Raw genomic sequence first — 2,979 nt, forward strand, 5'->3', positions numbered from 1 at the left:
CCTCGACAAAGGCCCGGCATTCGCCATAGGCCGCGGCGCTGGCAGCCGGCGGCTGGTCTGTTCGCAGGTCGAACGCACCAGCCATGCGGCTGGTCACCGATTTCAACGCCCATGGATCCTCGATCTCGATGCCCATGATTTCCTGCAGCAGCCAGAAGGAGACCGGCACGGCGAGCCCGGCGACGGCATCGATGCGGCCGTCCGCCATCGCCCGGTCGACCAACTCGCGGCTTAGCGCCCGCAGGCCCTGTGTCAGCGCCTCGACGGTGGGTCTGGAGAGGAAGCCTGCAACCGGCCGGCGCAGCCCGCCATGCTGCGGCGGATCGGCGAGCATCACCGACCGGCTGAGCAGCGCCATTGGCGCCTGGTCGACAAGCTTGCGGCGGACCTCCTCATACCTGCCGGGCGGCGCCTGCAGCAGGGCGGGATGTTTCAGAACGCGGGACACCAGCTCATGGCTGAAGACGTAATGCGCGTCGGCGAGTTGGGGATAGGGCGCCGCGCCGCGCGCTATGCCGCCCAGTGCGCGCATCTCGGCAAAATGCGCGAACGGATCGTCGCCGAGCGCAAACGGATCGAAGAACGGAGCCGTCATGCTGCGGCCGGCTCGCACGTCATTTCTTGAGGTCCTTGGCCGAGATGACCCGGAAACCGCCGGACGCGGCATCCTGCGGGAAGAAATCCGGAATGACGTAGAGGAATTCGCAGTCGTAGACGCGGTAGTGCAGACGCAGAAGCGGATCGCGGATAATCTCTTCCAGCGGCGGCCTTATGCCGGTCTCGTTCCAGCGGTCTATGGTAGCGCGAAACCGCGGGTCGGCCCTGACCTGGTCGTCGTCGCCCCCGGATGAGCCGGCATAGGCCGAGCAGCGGCCGTCGCCGATCAGCCAGCGCGCGCCGAGGCGGTGGCCGTGGCGCTCCATCTCTTTCAGCAGCCGGATCGCCGTGTTGCCGCCGCGGTGGCTGGGGCGGACGCAGAGATTGTAGGCATAAAGAGAGTGCACCGGCTCGCTGCGCGGCAGCGACGCAAAGGCATCGAAATTCGCGGGAAAGTCTGCACGCACCAGCGGGTCCTGGCTGGTTTCGGTGAAGCAGAGCGTGCCGGCAAGCACGTCACCGTCGATCGCCCCCAGCATGGTGTGGCCAAGCGCCAGCCGGCGTCGGATGGTCGCCTCGCTGGCCTGCAGCGGGCCGGCCCAGGCGGCAGCTTCAAGCTCCATCAGCAGCGGCATGTCGTCCGCGTCCAGCTTCCGGATTGGAAGCGCATTATTCTCGACGTTCATCTCTCGGCCACCCGGCTTGCCCATGCGCTATAGGGCGCGTAGCAGCTTTTTGCTAGTCAGCAAGACTGCAGTTTGCAATTCTGCGGATCGGGGGGCGCAATCGCTTGATATTCTACGTCACACATAGAAAGCACGCTTACACGCATGCGGTTGTGCTTCTCTATCACCGCACAGATCTGCAAGCATCGTTCCGGCTGGTTCGCTATGAGGATGCCGGATTGCTGCGCGGCGTTCGCGCCGGCGTGGTGATCTGGTCGGACATGGACCGGCTGACCGCCGAGGAGATGAAGCGGGCATCAGACCTGAGCGCCGCGCTGGCGCGGCAAGCGGGCCTGAAGCAGCTCAACCACCCGACCGCCAGCCTGCAGCGCTTCGATCTGCTGCGTGTGCTTGGTGACGATGGCGGCAACCTTTTTCGCGCGTTCAGGCTGGACCAGCTCGATGACACGATGCGCTATCCGGTCTTCATCCGCGACGAGGTGGGCGCACTCTACGAAGAGCCGCCGCTTTTGCACGACCGGACGGCGCTCGACGCGGCACTCGCCCGGCCGGACGGTCGCAGGCTGGTGCGGCCGATCGTGGTGGAGATGACCGGCGCGCCATGGCCGGACGGATACTACCGGAAATTCGCCGCCTATCGGGTCGGCGATACGATCTACGCCCAGCATATTGCCATGTCGAAATCCTGGTTCGTCAAGAATTCGAACGAGGAGTTCCTGCCGGCGCATATCGACGAGATCAGGGCCTACATTGCCGCGAACCCACATGCCGAATGGGTGATGCAGGTCTTCGAAAAGGCCCGTATGCAATACGGGCGCATCGACTACACGCTGACCAACGGCCAGCCCACAGTGTTCGAGATCAACAGCAATCCGACCGTGCTGAGCGACCCGCCGACGCCGTTCGCTACTTATGACCCGCAGCCTTTCGCCGACCTCCATGCCAACGCGCTGCTCGCGCTGCCCCAGGCGACAGCGCCGGATTCGCTGCCCGAAATCGACGCCGCCCACCGAGCGACGCTGGCCAAATTGCGGCGCCGCTACGAGTTCAAGCGGCTGAAGCTCGTGTTGCAGAAGGTCTTTGGACGAGGTGGCAAAATAGTCTGAAGCGCGATGCCTTGCCCATCGATCCGCGCGCGCGAAACAATGGCAAAGTCGGGCCGACAGTAGCCCTGGCGGGCCGGCGTTTTGCGCCGGCCCGTTCGCGTATCCGCGTCAGGCGGCCTTGACCTTCAGGTCTTCCTCGCCGCGCACCAACTTCGTCACGCCGGCGAAGTCGAGCTTGCCGGAACCGAGCACCGGCACTTTCGCAACGACGCGCACCTCGGCAGGCACCATCAGGTCCATGGCCCCGTTGGCCTTGGCGAAGGCCAGGAAATCCGCGCGGGTAGCGTTCGCAGCCTCCGTGATCAGGATCAGCTTTTCGCCCTTGCGGGCATCCGGCACGGTTGCGACGGCCGACAGCGAGCCTTTCCACAATTCGCCGGCCAGCGCCTCGACGGCAGCCAGCGAGATCATCTCGCCGCCGATCTTGGCGAAACGCTTGGCGCGGCCGCGGATGGTGATGAAGCCCGCCTCATCGATGGAGACAACGTCGCCGGTGTCATGCCAGCCGTCTTCCAGCGGCTCGAGCGCGCCCGGCTTCTCGGCCCGCAGATAGCCTGACATGACATTCGGGCCGCGCACGTAGAGCCGCC

At 65.3% G+C, this 2,979-nt stretch carries 3 protein-coding genes and 1 pseudogene; 1 reads left to right on the top strand and 3 read right to left on the bottom strand.

Annotated features, from left to right (window positions below; translation table 11 throughout):
• The coding region (locus tag EOA33_RS30250) for a hypothetical protein (RefSeq protein ID WP_210212627.1) at positions 1-595 on the bottom strand (595 nt) is incomplete at its 3' end.
• Between the two features lie 19 nt (positions 596-614).
• Entirely contained in the window at positions 615-1,283 is a 669-nt protein-coding gene (locus EOA33_RS30255; protein WP_127407315.1) for an N-acetyltransferase, read from the bottom strand.
• A 104-nt stretch (positions 1,284-1,387) separates the two neighbouring features.
• On the opposite strand from EOA33_RS30255, the gene EOA33_RS30260 reads away from it, so the two are divergent.
• On the top strand, positions 1,388-2,389 hold the full coding sequence (locus tag EOA33_RS30260) for a hypothetical protein (protein ID WP_127407316.1): 1,002 nt from the start codon (positions 1,388-1,390) through the stop codon (positions 2,387-2,389).
• 108 nt (positions 2,390-2,497) lie between these two features.
• On the opposite strand, the pseudogene EOA33_RS30265 reads toward EOA33_RS30260, so the two are convergent.
• Positions 2,498-2,979: pseudogene (locus tag EOA33_RS30265) on the bottom strand (AMP-binding protein); the annotation flags it as partial.

The sequence above is a fragment of the Mesorhizobium sp. M4A.F.Ca.ET.050.02.1.1 genome, assembly GCF_003997725.1.
Classification (GTDB): Bacteria; Pseudomonadota; Alphaproteobacteria; order Rhizobiales; family Rhizobiaceae; genus Mesorhizobium.

Bases quoted from the DNA above. Each gene is read 5' to 3' on its own strand.
- EOA33_RS30255 (WP_127407315.1), bottom strand. From the start codon at position 1,283: ATGAACGTCGAGAATAATGCGCTTCCAATCCGGAAGCTGGACGCGGAC.